The organism is Desulfurispirillum alkaliphilum (assembly GCF_055378285.1).
Window position 1 is genome coordinate 1,417,140 of record NZ_AP042405.1, and the last position, 14,210, is coordinate 1,431,349.

Annotated in this window: 11 protein-coding genes and 1 riboswitch; of the genes, 3 read left to right on the forward strand and 8 right to left on the reverse strand. The window is 58.2% G+C overall.

Annotated elements, in window-relative coordinates; genetic code table 11:
* Positions 1-119: 119 nt before the first annotated feature.
* A complete protein-coding gene (locus ACZ46I_RS06445; RefSeq protein WP_464281820.1) occupies positions 120-1,802 on the forward strand; it encodes a hypothetical protein in 1,683 nt (560 codons plus the stop codon).
* Positions 1,803-2,307: 505 nt separating this feature from the next.
* On the opposite strand, the gene ACZ46I_RS06450 is transcribed toward ACZ46I_RS06445, so the two are convergent.
* From ACZ46I_RS06450 to ACZ46I_RS06485, 8 genes are all read right to left on the reverse strand, one after another.
* Entirely contained in the window at positions 2,308-3,537 is a 1,230-nt protein-coding gene (locus ACZ46I_RS06450) for a 4Fe-4S dicluster domain-containing protein (protein ID WP_464281821.1), read from the reverse strand.
* A 68-nt stretch (positions 3,538-3,605) separates the two neighbouring features.
* On the reverse strand, positions 3,606-4,100 hold the full coding sequence (locus ACZ46I_RS06455; protein WP_226507954.1) for a c-type cytochrome: 495 nt from the start codon (positions 4,098-4,100) through the stop codon (positions 3,606-3,608).
* A gap of 4 nt (positions 4,101-4,104) precedes the next feature.
* Positions 4,105-4,257, reverse strand: a complete 153-nt coding sequence (locus ACZ46I_RS06460) for a cbb3-type cytochrome oxidase subunit 3 (protein ID WP_464281822.1) — start codon at positions 4,255-4,257, stop codon at positions 4,105-4,107.
* The gene (gene ccoO, locus ACZ46I_RS06465) at positions 4,257-5,111 is read right to left on the reverse strand and encodes a cytochrome-c oxidase, cbb3-type subunit II (protein WP_013506741.1); all 855 of its coding nucleotides are present in this window, start codon (positions 5,109-5,111) and stop codon (positions 4,257-4,259) included. Before ccoO ends, ACZ46I_RS06460 begins: the two co-directional genes overlap by 1 nt.
* 1 nt (position 5,112) lies before the next feature.
* Positions 5,113-6,528: a cbb3-type cytochrome c oxidase subunit I gene (locus ACZ46I_RS06470; protein WP_464281823.1), complete on the reverse strand. Its 1,416-nt coding sequence runs from the start codon at positions 6,526-6,528 to the stop codon at positions 5,113-5,115.
* Between the two features lie 129 nt (positions 6,529-6,657).
* On the reverse strand, positions 6,658-8,088 hold the full coding sequence (locus ACZ46I_RS06475; RefSeq protein WP_464281824.1) for a HoxN/HupN/NixA family nickel/cobalt transporter: 1,431 nt from the start codon (positions 8,086-8,088) through the stop codon (positions 6,658-6,660).
* An 88-nt stretch (positions 8,089-8,176) separates the two neighbouring features.
* The gene (locus ACZ46I_RS06480) at positions 8,177-9,340 is read right to left on the reverse strand and encodes a trans-sulfuration enzyme family protein (protein WP_464281825.1); all 1,164 of its coding nucleotides are present in this window, start codon (positions 9,338-9,340) and stop codon (positions 8,177-8,179) included.
* Between the two features lie 479 nt (positions 9,341-9,819).
* Positions 9,820-10,965, reverse strand: coding sequence for a trans-sulfuration enzyme family protein (locus ACZ46I_RS06485; RefSeq protein ID WP_464281826.1), 1,146 nt, complete (start codon positions 10,963-10,965; stop codon positions 9,820-9,822).
* Between the two features lie 67 nt (positions 10,966-11,032).
* Positions 11,033-11,150: riboswitch (SAM riboswitch) on the reverse strand.
* Positions 11,151-12,053: 903 nt separating this feature from the next.
* On the opposite strand from ACZ46I_RS06485, the gene ACZ46I_RS06490 reads away from it, so the two are divergent.
* Together ACZ46I_RS06490 and ACZ46I_RS06495 are read left to right on the forward strand one after the other, a co-directional pair.
* Positions 12,054-12,935, forward strand: a complete 882-nt coding sequence (locus tag ACZ46I_RS06490; protein ID WP_464281827.1) for a tetratricopeptide repeat protein — start codon at positions 12,054-12,056, stop codon at positions 12,933-12,935.
* A complete protein-coding gene (locus tag ACZ46I_RS06495; protein WP_464281828.1) occupies positions 12,936-14,018 on the forward strand; it encodes a coproporphyrinogen-III oxidase family protein in 1,083 nt (360 codons plus the stop codon).
* Positions 14,019-14,210 lie beyond the last annotated feature (192 nt).

Here is a 14,210-nt window from a genome sequence, read left to right on the forward strand (position 1 = left end):
GTAGAATAATTATATTGCTTGAAATTTCAGCGATCCTGTAACAATATGTGATTTTAACGGAAATGGCGTTTTATTATTGAGAATGTCACCTGGTTTTATCGGGAAGGGGTGGTGGTGATATGTGGCAGAAGCGAACGATGTATGGGGTATTGTGTGCTCTGCTGGCACTGGTGCTGGCGGGCTGTGGCGGGAGCAGTAGCGGGGGAGGTTCCAGTCCCAAGGGTCCCGTCACACTGGCTGGCTATTGCGACGCAAGCCAGAAGTTTGCCATGGGCAACGAGATTTGCCTTCGCGCAGACAGTAAGCACGGTGAGGGTTATGTTCTTTCCACGGCATTTCAGTGGACGTTGCTGGAGAAGCCCGAAGGGAGTGACGTGAGTATTCCTGGAGGCTGGGGTCCGGGCACCCTGACGTTTACTCCTGACAAGACGGGAGTCTACCGCGTGCGGGTAGTAGGGGATGCTGGGAATCGGCTGAGCGACCCTGTGGATCTGGAAATGGAAGTTCTGCCCTGGAGTGGAGGGGTGCCGATCAGCACACCCGATGCCATTCGTGTTACCCACTTTGAACTGGCTGGTGATGGTAACGGAAACGCTATCGCCATATGGCAGCAACTGGAGCAGGACGAAAATTTCGATGAGGTCTTGCGCCTGTACACGGCAGATTTCAATGCCAACAACGGCTGGGATCCGGCACATCTGCTCAGCGAGGATACGGGGAACGATGGGCCTCATGGTCCACAGGCGGTTCTCCACCAGGATGGACGCGCTGCAGCGATGTGGTTCTGTTATGAAGGATACGAGCTACAGCTCTGCGCGGCGGCGCGCGATTCTGGAAGTTGGAGTAGTGCGGAAGTAATTGGGACTTTTGACGAGTATCCCCATTTAAGCTCAGCAAAGCTTCTGCTGACTCCCACTGGCGAACGACTGGTGTTCCTGCCAACTCAAGACGGTCAATACGGCAGTGGCACCCTCTTTCAGTTCAGTGAGGGCACTCACAGCTGGGAGGAAGTGGGCACGCCCTCCCCCTCCCCATTCTATAGCGCAGTGATGCAAGTGGAGGGAGAAGACCGGCTGGTGCGGGTTGACCGGAAAGCCAGCTACTATGACCCGGACACTCAAGCTTGGGTAGAGTTTGGAGATCCTCGTGGGGATGATGCTACTCCTTGGTCACGGCTCATAGAAGGGGATGGTGCAGGGAATGCCATGTACGTATGGGTCCAGCGTGAGTATGAGGAGGATGAGAGTTCACCGTATCAGCATCGCGATCATTTCTACTCCAGCTACTATGATGGCGAAGAGTGGTCTGTACCGACATTGATTGCCGAGGACACACGCTGGACAGGCAGGAGTTTTCTCACCTTTGAAGGCGATGGAGAGGTGGTTTTCTGGCGATTTATTGAAGAGGATCCCCGAAAGCTCTGGCGCAGTCACTACAGTGACGGTGAGTGGTCGGAGGCCGTGGAAGAGGAGGCTCCTCTGACCCCCCTGCACATAGTTTCCCGATCAGACGAGAACTGGATGGTGATTGGTTCTTCTGGTTCCCAAGCCGAACCCTGGCAGATCGCTTCCTGGCACCACTCTTCCGCGTCCGGCTGGGAAAGTGAGGTCAGGCCCATTGAGAGCGAAAACCCAGGGGGAGTCATCGGCGGTGCGTTTCGCGCCAGCCATGACCAAGAGGGCAACACGGTGCTGATCTGGCGGCAGAGGCACGACCTTGAAGTAAGTTCTGGGCTCCCCTCGGGGTTGTATTCCGCTCGTTATGATGCTCAAAGTGATCGTTGGATCAGGGCCGAGCCGTAGCGTCGTGCGATGAATGCCAGGCGTCTATTGACTATGAACAGCAAAACATTTTGTTTATGGACTTTCCAGTCACTTTGGATTCGTAATCAACCGCCCTCCGTGGCTTTTCAGCAGCCTGACCGTCGGCGCGTTCTGGCCGGGCCAGCCCATGGGGGAAAGGCAGAAACAGGCCGTTCCCCCCTGAGCCCGTCCGGTGAGTGCGACGCCTGGCTGGCAAGACCCGAACGGGACACTCGCAGGAAGTGAGTGGTCCGGCAGCACTGCAGGGAAGCAGTGTCTGCCGGATCTCCAGAACAGGCGAGCAACGATCCGGAAAAACGGGCGTTCGGGGGGCGGCTTTTTTGGTTCTTTTTTGGCCGTACCAAAAAAGAACAACGTACACTCAGCTTGGATGCCAAATGAGTCAAGCAGGGCACGTTGAAGGAGTTTGATTGCGACAAATGACAATTATTGAATGTTTTACGCTGACATCATAGGGATGCGAAACTTCAGTATATGAGTCGCCTCATGGCTGAACTTCCACCACCCGCAGTGTCATCTCATGCACCACATCGCCATCCTGCACCAGCTGCAGGGTGGCGTTTGCTTTTGGCGGGGGTGTTGCGGTCTGCAGGGCGATGGTGATTTCCCTGTTTTCGCCGGCGCTCATGGTGATGGAGTAAGGAATTCCGGGCAGGTGGAAGTGTTCCTGGTCGGCGGGGGCCAGGCGCAGTTGATAGGTGCGCTCGTGCTGGCTGCGGTTGGCGATGCGGGCGGTGTAGAAGGTGATCTGCCGGTTTTCGGAGAGCAGGCGGCTTTCGATGGTGGCGGAGCGGCGGATGGTGAGGCTGGTGTCCGATTGGTTGGTGGCTATGGTGACGAAGGCGGTGGTGGCGATGAGGAATACGCTGCCGATGAGCAGTACGGGAGTGCTGAAGAGCTTGGGCCATGGCTGGTCGTCAATGCCGAAGGTGTAGCGGATGATGCCGCTTTCGCTCTTGCGGGCCATGACCTGGCGACAGGCGTCCAGGCAATTGCCGCAGTTGATGCATTCGATCTGATAGCCTTCCCGGATGTCGATGCCGGTGGGGCAGGCGCGCACGCAGGCGTTGCAGCGGATGCAGCGGTGGGCGTGGGCGGGGTGGTACTGCAGGGTCAGGGTGGCGGGGGTCAGCAGGGTGGTCTGGAAGCGTCCATAGGGGCATATCTGGGTGCAGAAGGTGCGTCGCAGCAGGCTGAGGCTTATGAAGATGGTGGTCGCGCTGAGAAGCCAGCCCATGGTGGCGGCAGCTCCCAGTTCCCATGAGAGCAGGCGCTGGAAAAAAGTCGCTGGTGCCAGAAAATACCAGACGAGGTTGGCGCTGACCAGGAGGGCGAGGATGAGGTTTGTCAGGTGGAAGAGGGTTTTACGCCAAGCGTTGCCGAAGACGTTTCCCCCTTTGACCTGAAGTCCCAGTCGACGGGCGGTGCATTCACTTATATTCATCAGCAGGGTCTGGGGGCAGAACCAGCCGCACCAGGCGCGTCCCAGGATAATGGTGATCAGTACGAAGAGCAGGATGAGGGCCAGGGTCAGGGGCAGCAGCAGGAGTATCTGGTGGGAGGCGATGGTGATGCCGAAGAGGTGCAGCCTGCCAGCGGCAAAGTCCATGCGCAGCAGGGGGCCGCTGGATATTTCGATAAAGGGAATGGTGAGGGCGGTGATGACCAGCAACCACTGGATGGCGCGTCGTTTGGGGGTCAGGGTGGCGGGCATGGTGCTTCCTTGTGCAGGCTGCTGAAAAATCGCCCCTGTGCTGCCAAAGCATCACAGGGGCGGGGTATCTATTCCCTGATAACCGATATGACGTAGTTGGTAATGTCGTCTATCTGGCGTTGGGAGAGCAGGTTGGCCGACGAGGGCATGCCGCCGGGACGTCCTTCGCGGATGCTCTGGAAGACAGCGTCACGGTCAAAGCCGTACTTGTAACGGCTCTTGATGGTCAGGTCGGTGGCAAAGCCACCACCGCCACCCTGGCCGTGGCACATGGCGCACTGATTGTCGTAGAGGTCTTTGCCGCGTTTGATGCTGGCGGGGTCATTGCTGGCCGGAGCTGCCTGGGGTTCGCTGCCCTGCTGCTGGGCGGTGCGTTCCTTATGGGCCTCCATGCGCTGGGCAAAGGCGTCTTCCTGATTCCAGCCGCTGATGAAGTGGTAGCCCATGTAGCCGATGGCCCAGATCACCAGGCCTGCCAGCAGGATGAGGTAGTAGGTGGGCGGGTTCTTTTTACGGTCTTCGCGGATGCCGTCTATTTCGTGGTTGTCATGGTTGTCGCTCATGTCTTCACTCCTGCTTGTCTTCGTCGTCGAGCATGCGGTACTTGGGGTCTTCCAGTCGATTGCGGTTCTTGCGGCTGTAAGTGTACACCACGATGGCCACAAAGATGCCGAAGAGGATGAAGGTGGTGGCCAGGTAGAAAATACTGCCCCAGATCATCACTCGGCCTTCATCAGGGTAATCAGCTTCCAGACGCGGTCGGAGCCCAGGTGGGAGTAGCCGGGCATGCCTTTTTCCATGATGCCGTTGTAGGTGATTTCATAGAGCTGGCTTTCACTTTTGCCACCGCCGCGCAGGGCCGGGCCTATGCCTCCCTGCAGCTCGGCGCCATGGCAGGCGGCGCAGTTCTGGGCGTAGATCTGGCGGGCTTCTGGCAGGACGGAGGCGTCACCGCTATAGGGGTTGGTCAACTCGCCCACGAAGGTGGTGCGGGCGGCTTCGCGCCAGGGAATGCCCGTGCCCAGCTTCTGCATGTAGGCAACCATGGCGTCCATTTCTGTTTTGCCTTCCAGGGCGGCGATTTCCGCATCCGTGTAGGGCAGGCCCAGGGCGCGCATGTTGCGCTCCACGCTGCGGGGGTTCAGCGTGCGGTCACTCAGGAAGGGGTAGGCGGGCATATTGGTTCTGGGGAACATGGAAGCGGGTTCGGCCATGTGCTGGTAGTGCCAGGCGTCGGGATACTTGCCACCTACCCGTGCCAGGTCGGGCCCGGTGCGGCGGGAGCCCCACAGGTGGGGACGGTCGTAGATATACTCACCGGACTTGGAGTATTCGCCGTAGCGCAGCACTTCGGCCACCAGGGGGCGGACGGTCTGGGTGTGACAGTTGTTGCAGCCTTCGCGGATATAGATGTCTCTGCCGGCCTGCTCCAGCGGGCTGTAGGGGGTGACGGTTTCAATGCGGTCGGCTTCGGTGTTTACCCAGAAGAAAGGCAGCACCATGGTGACGATGGTACCCACCAGGATGGTCATGGTGGCCAGAATCAGGAAGAGCAGTGGTTTCTTTTCCCACATCTCAGGCCTCCTTTCCGGCAAGGTTGGCGGCGGGAGCTGTTTCACGCGGCCCCCGCGCGGTCATGACGAGGTTGTAGACGAAGAGGATGACTCCGGCCAGGTAGATGACGCCACTGACGGCGCGTACCCACCAGTAGGGGTACATGGCGGCCACGGTTTCCGAGAAGGTGTAGGTCAGGCTGCCGTCGGCGTTGATACTGTGCCACATGGATGCCTGCTGCAGCCCGGCGATCCACAGGCTGACCGAGTAGATGAGCTGTCCGACGAGCACCAGCCAGAAGTGGGCGTTGGCCAGGGGAATGCTGTAGAGTTCGCGACCGTAGAGCTTGGGGGCCAGATAGTAGATGGCGCCGAACATGACCAGGGAGACCCATCCCAGGGCGCCCATATGGACGTGGCCAGGCACCCATTCGGTATAGTGGATGAAGCCCGAGAAGGAGCGGATGGCCTGCATGGGCCCCTGCAGGGTCTGCAGGCCATAGAAGGTGATGCCCAGGATAAAGAATTTCACCAGGTAGTTGGTGCGCATCTGCTGCCACTGGCCATTCATGGAGAGATAACCGTTAATGACCGAGGCCCAAGAAGGCGCGATGAGCATGATGGAGAAGGCGATGGCCAGCGTCTGTACCCAGTCGGGAACGGGGGTCCACAGCAGGTGGTGGGCACCGGTCCACAGGTACATAAAGATCAGGCTCCAGAAGGCGATGATGGAGAGGCGGTGGCTGTAGATGGGCACACCGGTGGATTTTGGCAGAAAGTAGTAGAAGACGGCCAGGGGTGGTGCTGTCAGCAGCATGGCTACCATGTTATGGCCATACCACCACTGCACATTGGCATCGTTGGTTCCCGCAAAGACCGAGTAGGACTTGAACAGGGAAGCGGGAACGGCCAGGCCGTTGACGATATAGAGTATGGCGATGGCCACGATGGAGGCCATCATGAACCACAGGCTCACGTACATCTGCTCTTCTTTGCGCTTGAAAATGGTCATAAAGATGTTCACGGCGAACATCACCCACATGACGACCACAAGGATATCCAGGGGCCACTCCAGCTCGTGGTACTCCTTGGTGGAGTTGAAGCCAAGCAGCAGGGTAACGACGCCCAGGATGATAATGCTGTTGAAGAGCCACAGCTGGATGCGAGCCAGCTTTTCACTCCAGATGGGGACGCGGCACAGGCGCTGTACCATATAAAAATAGAGGGCGAAGATGGCACACAGGGTCCAACCCAGCAGGGCGCCATTGGTGTGAATGGGTCGCAGGCGTCCGTAGGTGAAATATGGGGCGAAGTTGAGCTGGGGCAAGACGAACTGGAAGGAAATCAGTATGCCAACCAGAATGGCGACTACCCCCCACAGAATACTCCAGTGGGTATAGCTGCGGACAATGTCGTAATTATAGGCTGGTTTGTCCATAAGGCCTCCTGAGATAAGGTAAGTGACCGTGGCAAAAGCAACATGGTTCATTTTGCGAACCGTTGTGCGTGAGTATAGAGCAAGTGGTAAAGTTTCGCACCACTAATTCCGTGGACAGTCGTGACAGATTCAGCCCATGCTGCTCAGTATCAGCAGCACTCCCAGCAGGGCTATGCAGATGATACTGGTATATTCCACGAAGGTGGCCAGGGGCTGGAAGGCATGGCTGAGCACATTTCTGGCAATGATGCTCAGGGCTGCCGCCGCGAAAATAATAATGCCCATGCCCAGGCTCATGGCGGCGGCGGCCAGGAAACCAATGGTGTACAGGCCCATGGAGAGGGCGAAGAGGAAAATGGTGATGGTGCCGGGACAGGGCACAATACCTGCCGAAATCACCAGCATGGCGTCGGAAGTGCGTCCTCCACCACTGCAGGAGGAGCAGCCACAGGCATGGCCCTGGTGCAGGCCATGGTGGGGTTGAGGGTAGCCGGAGCTGTTTTGCTGCCGGACTTTCCAGCGGGCTCGCAGGCGGGTGTAGGCCAGGTGTGCTGCGATCAGTATGATGATGGCACCGGAAACGGGGGTCAGCAGGTTGGTGGTCTGGTGGAGGGCCGTGGTCAGCAGCATGTTCAGCAGGTGCAGCAGGAAAAAGGTGAAGATGAACGCCGAAAAGACGTGGACGATGCCGATGAACAGGGCCATGGAGGCCGCCTTGGCGTAGTTGTGGTGCCCCGCGAGGAAATAGGAGGCCACCAGACTTTTGCCATGGCCAGGGCCGGCTGCGTGGAGCAGGCCGTAGAAAAAGGAGAAGATGATCAGGGAGAGAGCCGCCGCCACGCTGCCTTCGTCGCGGATGGCGCGCATATGGGACTGAATGGTTTCGCTGGCCATGCGCAGTGTCTGGCGCAGGGAGTCGAGCATCCGGTCGTACCAGCCCGCCGGGGAGTCGTCGCGCGTGACGGCAACTTCCGTTTCTGTGCTGGCAATGCCCGGGGCGATGCGCAACACCAGCGTATGGGGGTAGGAATTCAGGTTGTGCTCAACGCCGTAATTTTCGGGAATGGTGTGGCTGAGTCCCTCGGGGCGGAAGAAAAAGCCCAGAAAGCGGCGGGGATCGAAGAATTCCAGTTCCAGGCTGAGTTCACCGCTGACGGGCATATGGATGGGGATCGTAAAGTGGTATGCGGAAACATCCCCCTCAAAGGTGAAGTGAGAATTTTCCACGGCGCGCACCGGAAACGGCTGGCTGTTGATGGTAATGCGGGTGAGGTATTCGTAGGGGACGATGTCGGCTTCAAAGGCGTGCAGGAGCCTCTGCCGTGCCTGGTTGGCGTCGGGTGCTTCGCTGCTGAGGTGACGCAGGACTTCGGTGAAGGAAGGGGAAAAGCGCCAGGTGACCTGGATCGCGTGCAGAACGTCGTCCTCCATTTCCAGGTGAAAGCGCGGGAAGACCACGCCGTCAAAGGCGGAGCAGAGCGCGCAGGCCCGCGCCAGCTGAGGCTGGCTCAGCATGACAACGCTCAGCAGCAGTATGATGAAGCGCAACGGGGTTTTCATGGGAAGAACTTGTAACGGATTTTTCGCGCAAAGGAAAGCCTGCTGTAACTCTTCACGCTGTATTGACCAGCAGGCACAGAGGCGTTTTTCAGCTGCCTGGGGTGTGCAGTGCCTGCTCCAGATCCTGCCACAGGTCATCCACGTCTTCGATGCCAGCGCACAGGCGGATCAGGGTGGGCGAAATGCCCATTTCCTTCTTGACCTCGGCGGGTATGGCGGCGTGGGACATGCTCCAACAGTGGGTGACGATGGTTTCCACGCCACCGAGGCTGGGGGCGATGATGGGCAGCTGCAGTTTGCGCAGAAGGGCCTTTACCTGATCCGATGATGCGAGTTCAAAGGCGAGTACGGCACCGGGGCCATCGGCCTGACGGAAGTGGGTATCGGCCTGGGTAAAGTCGCTGAGGCCGGGGTAATACACTTTTGACACGCTGGGGTGCTGCTGCAGACGCAGAGCCAGGTCGCCGGCATTGCTCTGGGCGGTCTCCAGGCGGATTTTGAGGGTCTTCATGCCCCGCGCCAGCAGGAAGCTGTCAAAGGGGGAGAGCACAGCCCCGAAGGAATTATGGAAGCGCTTGAGGGCTTTGGCCAGCTCGGGGTCGGCGGTGGTTACCAGCCCGGCCAGCAGGTCGCTGTGGCCGCCCAGGAACTTGGTGGCGCTGTGGATGACCACATCGATGCCCAGGGGAATGGGCCGTTGCAACAGGGGCGTCATAAAGGTGTTGTCGATAAAGGTGAGAATATTTCTCTCTCTGGCCAGCTCTGCCACAGCGCGGATATCGGCGATGGTGAAGAGGGGGTTGGAGGGCGTTTCCAGCAGAATACCTCTGGTGTTGGGCTGCAGGGCCGCTTTCAGCGCTTCGAGATCTGCGGTATTGACAAAAGAGCACTGGATGCCCTGCTGGGGCAGGACGCTGGTGACGTAGCGGTAGGTGCCGCCGTAGAGATCGCTGGGGACGATAAGGTGGTCGCCACTGTGCAGAAGGCTCAGGGCAACGCCGATGGCTGCCATGCCGGAGCTGGTGGCAAAGCCCTGGATGCCGCCCTCCAGCAGGGCGATGGTCTGCTCCACGTTCTCGCGGGTGGGATTGGCGCCCCGGCTGTACTCGTATTGTCCGCACTCACCGCTGGGGTGGTGGAAGGTGGACGCCTGATAGATGGGCACGGCGGAGGCGCCGGTGTGGGGGTCGCGGTCGACGGCCTGGTGAACGAGGAGGGTGGCGGGTTTATGGGGGTGATGGGGTGCTGGCATAGGGCCTCCTGTCGAGAGCGGGTCTCGGTTGTTCGTGTATGCAAGGTTGATGCAAAGTATGAGTAATTTTAGAATTTGTCATTGAGCATGATACTTTTTGACCGCGCAAAAAGTATCCAAAAACGCGCCCCCAACGCCCGTTTTTGCGGATCGCCTGCTCGCCTGTTCTGGAGATCCGGCAGCAGGCTGCCCAAAAAGGCCCATCTGCTGCGTTGCCGGTCATCGCTCGTCACTGCGACGTACAGGGAGTACGCCTCGCTCCTGGCTTTGCCCGCGCCTTGCACCTGGGTCTCTTTGCGTTGCCTGACCCCTGCATCCCTGCAGCTCTGCCGGACCACCTGCTTCCTGCAGGTGTCCCGTGCGGGTCTTACCAGCCAGGCTTCACACTCACCGGACGGGCTCAGGGGGAGAGCATGGAAATAGCCATGCTTCTCGCGGTCTTTCCTTGGTGTCTTTGTGGCCTTTGTGTGAGGTCATTTTTATTGGTTTAATGCTTGCTTGAGGTCGGCGATAATATCCTGTACATCCTCCACCCCGACGGAGAGGCGCAGCAGGCATTCGTCAATGCCCAGTCTCAGGCGTTCCGGTTCGGGGATGTCGCCGTGGGTCTGGATGGCGGGGAGGGTCATGAGGCTTTCCACGCCGCCCAGGCTTTCGGCGAAGCTGATCAGTTGTAAGCGGGCGAGGGCGTTGTGGGCAATGCTTTTGTCTTTCACGCGGAAGGAGAGCATGCCGCCGAAGTCGCTGGCCTGGCGTCTGGCGAGGGTGTGGCCGGGGTGGCTTGCCAGGCCGGGATAGTAGACGGTCTGGACGCTGGGGTGCTGCTGCAGCCACTGGGCAACCTGCAGGGCGTTATGGCAGTGGCGCTCCATGCGCAGGGGCAGGGTTTTCAGGCTGCGCAGCAGCAGCCAGCTGTCCTGGGGGGGCAGGATGGCGCCGGTGGAGTTCTGCAGGAAGTAGAGGCGTTCGCCCATTTCGGCGGTGCGTGCCACCAGTACGCCAGAGCACAGGTCGTTATGGCCGCCCAGGTACTTGGTGCCGCTGTGGATGACCACGTCGGCACCAAAGGCGAAGGGCTTTTGCAGCAGGGGGGTCATAAAGGTGTTGTCCACCAGAAAGAGAATCTGGTGCTGCAGGCAGATTCTTCCCAGGGCTTCCAGGTCGCTGATGCCCATGAGGGGATTGCCGGGAGTTTCCACCAGCAGGGCGCGGGTGGCGGGTGTGATGGCGGCACTGACCGCGCTGGCATCGGTGGTGTCCACGTAGGTGGCGCTGATGCCCAGATTATTGAGGACCATGCTCAGCAGGCGGTAGGTTCCGCCGTAGATGTCCTGGGAGGCGATGACATGGTCACCGCTTTTGAAGTGCAGAAAGAGGGTGGTCAGGGCGGCCATGCCCGAGGCAAAGGTCAGGGCGCGGGCGCCGCCTTCCAGGTTTGCCAGTCCTGCTTCCAGGGTGTTGCGGGTGGGGTTGCCGGAGCGGGTGTAGTCGAAGCCGGTGCTTTGGCCGACAGCGGGATGGCGGTAGGTGGCGCTGGGGTAAATGGGGTAGCTGATGGCACCGGTGGCGCTGTCTTTACCGACGCCAATGTGGATAGTCTGGGTGGAAAGCTGCTGTGTGGTCATGGATTCATCCCCCTTTGGGTGGTTTGGGGATGAGTAGGTGGGGTTTTGGGCAAAAAAACCGGCACCGTCCTCATCTTCGCCATAGTGCCTATGGCCAGGAATTAGCACCGATCCCCTGCACTGGTGGTGCCAGGATGGTTGCTGTGGCATCTGCGGGCCTGTCCCTCCGCCACTCTTGATAAAGACGTCAAGTGGGCAGAGGATAGGGGGCGCTGCGGAAAATGTCAAGGAGAAACTATAATTTCAAGCGAAATACTAGAGATTCTGTTTTTTCTTATAATGCAGATATTTCAAGTTCTATCTCAACGTTCGCACCCCGAAACGGCAGGTTATCGGCGCCGACACTGATGTCATGCTGGAATGGCGGAAATAGCTCTGCTCAGGCTGCGTCTCTTGACATTACCTTCATCTTGTTAATGAGTTTTTTGCCACTTTGGACCAGTACACGGGGTGATGCAGAAACAGGCCGTTCGCCCCTGAGCCCGTCCGGTGAGTGTGACGCCTGGCTGGCAAGACCTGAACAGGACACTCACAGGAAGTGAGTGGTCCGGCAGCGCTGCAGGGAGGCAGGGGTCAGGCGAGCCGGAAAAACGGGCGTTCGGGGGGGCGCATTTTTGCGCGGTCAAAAAGGACAATATCTAGAAACGAAGTGTGTGTTGGTACTCGCGCCAGCATTCCTCCCAGAGACGCTCACTTTCGTCCGAGGACCTACGTCTCTGCCGCTCGCCATCCGGGCTCGCTCTCGGAATACTGGCGCTCCTGCTGAAAAAAACGCAGGGTAGCCGTGAATGGTTACGAAACGAAAAGAGAAATATCAGATGAGCTAAGTATGCAAGGTTAATACTGTTTTCAGGTGGTAAATATCATTATCGTGATGTCTTAATTCAAGGCGGTAAGATGCGGAACTTGAGTGTTCTCTATTGTCGCCTGGCGAGAGTTTCGCGGGATGGATATTTTCCACGGGTGAAAACATGGTGGAACTGAAGATTTTGGCCTGGACTGCCGATACGCATAGGAGAAAATCGTTTGAATGCGTGATGGAATCTGATAAAGTCTTTGCAGCACTCAGTATATCGGGGAGTTATGCCATGGAGAAGAGAATGCGTTTTCTGGCTTTTTTGATAGGTGGAGGTCTGCTGGTTACTGCCATGACGGGTTGCGCGGCACTGCGTGGCGGCGCAGAGGAGCCCGCGACTTCCCATTCGGTACCTTTGCAGGTGCAGGTGGATCAGTTGCGCATGGATGTGGGCAATCTGCACCGTGTGAACCAGAACCTGGCCCATGAAAACGCGGCCCTTCGTCAGCAGCTCAACAATCTGACAGTGAATGTTGAATATCTGCGCTCCATGGCTACGACGGCGAATCAGGATATGACTGAGTTAAAGACCCAGAATGCACAGCTGCGTCAGCAGGTGCAGCAGTTGAGGAAAGCCGCTGAAGCTGAAGCCGCAGCTGAAGAGGCCAGGAAAAAAGCTGAAGAAGAAAAGAAGTCAACCAAAGTGGCGAAGCCGTCCACCGGTCCTGCTGCGCCGAAGCCCCAGCAAACCCGTCCCGTGGCCCCCGTAGTGGAGTTTGAATTTGAGGACTACAGCTCTGATCCCTCTCCCCTGTATGACCAGGCCATGAATTTCTACCGTATTGGCGAGTTTCCCCAGGCGCTTATTGCTTTTGATCAGGTATTTAAAAACTTCCCCACCTCCAACCTGGCCGATAATTCCCTCTACTGGATTGGCGAAATTTATTACGCCCAGAATGATTATGTGAGCGCCTTTGAATACTTTGACCGGGTGACGCGCCAGTATCCCGATGGCAGCAAAACCCCCGATGCCTATCTGAAAAAGGGCTTCGCCCTTGAGCGACAGGGCAAGTATGCCGAAGCACTGGATGTACTGAACTACACGGCAAACATGTTCCCCGATCACCCCGTACTGCCACTGGCTGAGCAGATGATCCGACAGCTCACCCAGTAAATGACAACGGCGAAGTTTGGCGTTTATCTGCATGTGCCCTTTTGCAGCAGCAAATGCGCCTACTGTACATTCTATTCGGCGGTGGCCGATGGCGGCACCCGTGAGTCCTATGCCAGGGCGCTGATCCATCAACTGACACAGGTTGATTTCGGTGCCCTTTCCCCTCCTTACACCCTCTATTTCGGTGGTGGCACCCCCTCGCTCCTGCCGCCATCCTTCTTTGCTTCCGTAACACATATTCTGAAGCAGCGTCTTGGCTGTCTGCCCATGGAGGTGACCGTTGAGTGCAATCCTGATGTTGATGTGGCCTGTCTGAGGGACCTGCGGGCAGCCCATGTTACGCGGGTGAGTGTTGGCGTGCAGTCGATGGAGCCGCGCGTTCTTGAGTTGCTTGGGCGGCGGCATCGAATGGCGTCGGACTTTCCGGCGGTTCTGCGCGCAGGGCAGCGGCTTGGACTGGAGGTAGCAGTAGACTTTATGGCCGGAGTACCTGGTGCGCCGGTGGACCAGGTACTCCGGGACCTCGCCTCCTTTGAGTTTGTGGATCATGTCTCTGTCTACATGTTGAGTCTTGAAGCGGGCCATCCCCTGTCGGCAGAGCTGGATGGTGATTTTCAGCATGACTCCTTCAGTCACGCTCGCGACGCCCTTGTCGCCAGGGGTTTTGAGTGGTATGAAATCGCCAACTTTGCCCGTCCTGGGCGGCGCTCTCAGCATAACAGCCTTTACTGGAGCGGCTTGCCCTATGTAGCTCTTGGTGCTGGCGCTGTCGGCTTTTCCGGGTCTGTGCGCTATCGCGTTCCCGAAGATCTGCGGGTATTTTGTGAGCAGGACGGATTGCCTGCGGTATGCATTGAGGAGTATATCGGTGCCAGTGAGCTGCTGCGGGAGCGGATCATGCTTGGGATGCGAACGGCAGATGGCGTCGAGGGCGCTGTGCTGGAGGAATTGTATCCTGCGTGGAGGCAGAAGCTGGCGGGCCCATGGGCTGCCTGCCTGGAAGCGTGCGCGCAGGGACGCTGGCGTATTGCTCCCCGTTTCTGGTTGAATTATGGCGACGTCATGGGGCACTTTTTCCCGTAACCGGTGTATACCGGAGGTATCTGGTAACCTTTGCGCACTCAAGAAATGACACTGACTGGTGGAAGAGATGTGGTGGCGTGGGCTGTGAAATGGAAACTTTGTTTCGGGATGCCACTGGTACTCGCCGGGCCTTGTAAAAGGCGGTCATTTGCTGGCGGAAGTTCCTTTTTTTTCAGGGGTATTCTCCCCTAT

Coding starts and splice junctions, on each gene's coding strand:
- ACZ46I_RS06445 (WP_464281820.1), top strand. CDS start 120: ATGTGGCAGAAGCGAACGATGTATGGGGTATTGTGTGCTCTGCTGGCA.
- ACZ46I_RS06450 (WP_464281821.1), bottom strand. CDS start 3,537: ATGCCCGCCACCCTGACCCCCAAACGACGCGCCATCCAGTGGTTGCTG.
- ACZ46I_RS06455 (WP_226507954.1), bottom strand. CDS start 4,100: ATGAGCGACAACCATGACAACCACGAAATAGACGGCATCCGCGAAGAC.
- ACZ46I_RS06460 (WP_464281822.1), bottom strand. CDS start 4,257: ATGATCTGGGGCAGTATTTTCTACCTGGCCACCACCTTCATCCTCTTC.
- ccoO (WP_013506741.1), bottom strand. CDS start 5,111: ATGTGGGAAAAGAAACCACTGCTCTTCCTGATTCTGGCCACCATGACC.
- ACZ46I_RS06470 (WP_464281823.1), bottom strand. CDS start 6,528: ATGGACAAACCAGCCTATAATTACGACATTGTCCGCAGCTATACCCAC.
- ACZ46I_RS06475 (WP_464281824.1), bottom strand. CDS start 8,088: ATGAAAACCCCGTTGCGCTTCATCATACTGCTGCTGAGCGTTGTCATG.
- ACZ46I_RS06480 (WP_464281825.1), bottom strand. CDS start 9,340: ATGCCAGCACCCCATCACCCCCATAAACCCGCCACCCTCCTCGTTCAC.
- ACZ46I_RS06485 (WP_464281826.1), bottom strand. CDS start 10,965: ATGACCACACAGCAGCTTTCCACCCAGACTATCCACATTGGCGTCGGT.
- ACZ46I_RS06490 (WP_464281827.1), top strand. CDS start 12,054: ATGGAGAAGAGAATGCGTTTTCTGGCTTTTTTGATAGGTGGAGGTCTG.
- ACZ46I_RS06495 (WP_464281828.1), top strand. CDS start 12,936: ATGACAACGGCGAAGTTTGGCGTTTATCTGCATGTGCCCTTTTGCAGC.